This is a genomic window from Providencia sp. PROV033 (assembly GCF_028484855.1).
In the GTDB taxonomy this organism is placed as follows: Bacteria; Pseudomonadota; Gammaproteobacteria; order Enterobacterales; family Enterobacteriaceae; genus Providencia; species Providencia alcalifaciens.
Genome location: NZ_JAMPSW010000200.1, coordinates 1 through 1,578, shown reverse-complemented (window position 1 = coordinate 1,578; position 1,578 = coordinate 1). Strand labels below are relative to the sequence as shown.

The 1,578-nt window shown below is 36.1% G+C and carries 1 protein-coding gene; it reads right to left on the bottom strand.

Annotated features, from left to right (window positions below):
- Window positions 1-355 precede the first annotated feature (355 nt).
- Window positions 356-1,126 (bottom strand): type I methionyl aminopeptidase, encoded by a 771-nt coding sequence (gene map, locus PSF16_RS17315; RefSeq protein ID WP_006661998.1) that lies wholly within the window; start codon window positions 1,124-1,126, stop codon window positions 356-358.
- Between the last annotated feature and the right edge of the window lie 452 nt (window positions 1,127-1,578).

Sequence of the window (1,578 nt, the reverse complement as noted above, 5' to 3'; positions counted from 1 at the left end):
TCTTGTTGTCTGATTATTGATTTTTCGCGAAACCATTTGATCATATGACAAGATGTGTATCCACCTTAACTTAATGATTTTTACCAAAATCATTAGGGGATTCATCAGGGTTAAACATACATAGCACCAGAAAAATTTATTTTCCGATATATAGCACAATCAAATGAGTAATATCCATGAAAATTACCTTTTAACTGGGATTTTTAGTAATAAGCTTCAGACTGCATATCAAATAACGATAACCCAAGATGAAATGATATCAATAAATGAATAACCGTAGAATTTAAGTAGCTAATTTAACTTAATAAAGAAAGTCGCCATATTCATGTTTAACTCGATATGGCGATGTGCTGTATTAACGCTCTTCTTCACGTAAAGTGAGAACTTCATAACCCGCTTTAGTGACTAAAATGGTATGCTCCGATTGAGCAGATAGCTTTTTATCTCGAGTCACCACGGTCCAACCATCTTTTTTGGTTTTGATTTTCATGCCACCTTGGTTAATCATTGGCTCAATCGTGAATGTCATACCTTCCTTCAGAACAACACCTCTGCCACGAGTCCCATAGTGCAATACTTGTGGATCTTCATGCATTTTACGACCAATGCCATGCCCACAATATTCACGAACAACACTATAACCATTTGATTCAGCATGGTGCTGAATTGCAGAGCCAATATCACCCAATGTCGCTCCGGGCTTCACTTGCTTAATGCCTTCCCACATTGCATTATAGGTATCTTTCACTAATTTACGGGCAAGTGGAGAAGCCTCCGGCATCACATACATTTTGCTTGAGTCCGCAATAAACCCATTTTTCTCTAACGTAATATCCACGTTAATAATGTCTTTAGGTTTTAATATTTCATCTACTTTTGGCACACCATGGCAAACTACTTCATTAATTGATGTGTTTAAAACATATTGATAACCATATTGCCCTTTACTGGCTGGGCGTGCTTGGAGTTCATTCACAATATAGCTTTCAACTTTATCGTTAATTTCCATCGTCGAAATACCAGGAACAATAAACGCATCCAACATTTTAAAAACGCTGGCGAGTAACCGCCCTGACTCTCGCATTAACGCTATTTCTTCAACATTTTTAATCGTGATATTATCCATTAAAATTTCCTTATACTGCTGTTCTTGCATTTAGCATGTCGATCAATAACATGCTAAAAATCTCACTTAACATAAATTGATTATGTCCATAATTTGCTATGATCATAACGTATCAACTCATCCCATTAAAGCGACTCCATGGAGAAAGGCACAAATCAGCATAAAACACAATTTACTTACCTTCGGGGATTATCTTAGTTACAGTCTAAATAATTGCTGCTAGATTACTTATAAAGATACGGCATTATTATTAGGTTATTGATATTAATTTGAGAGAGCGAATGAAAAAATACTTACTCGGCATTAGTCTCGGTGCAAATATTATTTTGCTTGTTGCCTTAGTGACAGTTACCTTTATGCTATTTAATTTAAGGGGCTGTCCTAGATAACTAAGATCGTCTAGGATAGTTTCATGAGAAAAAGCAGACTCAGTCAGTACAAACAGGACCGGT

Coding starts and splice junctions, on each gene's coding strand:
- map (WP_006661998.1), bottom strand. CDS start 1,126: ATGGATAATATCACGATTAAAAATGTTGAAGAAATAGCGTTAATGCGA.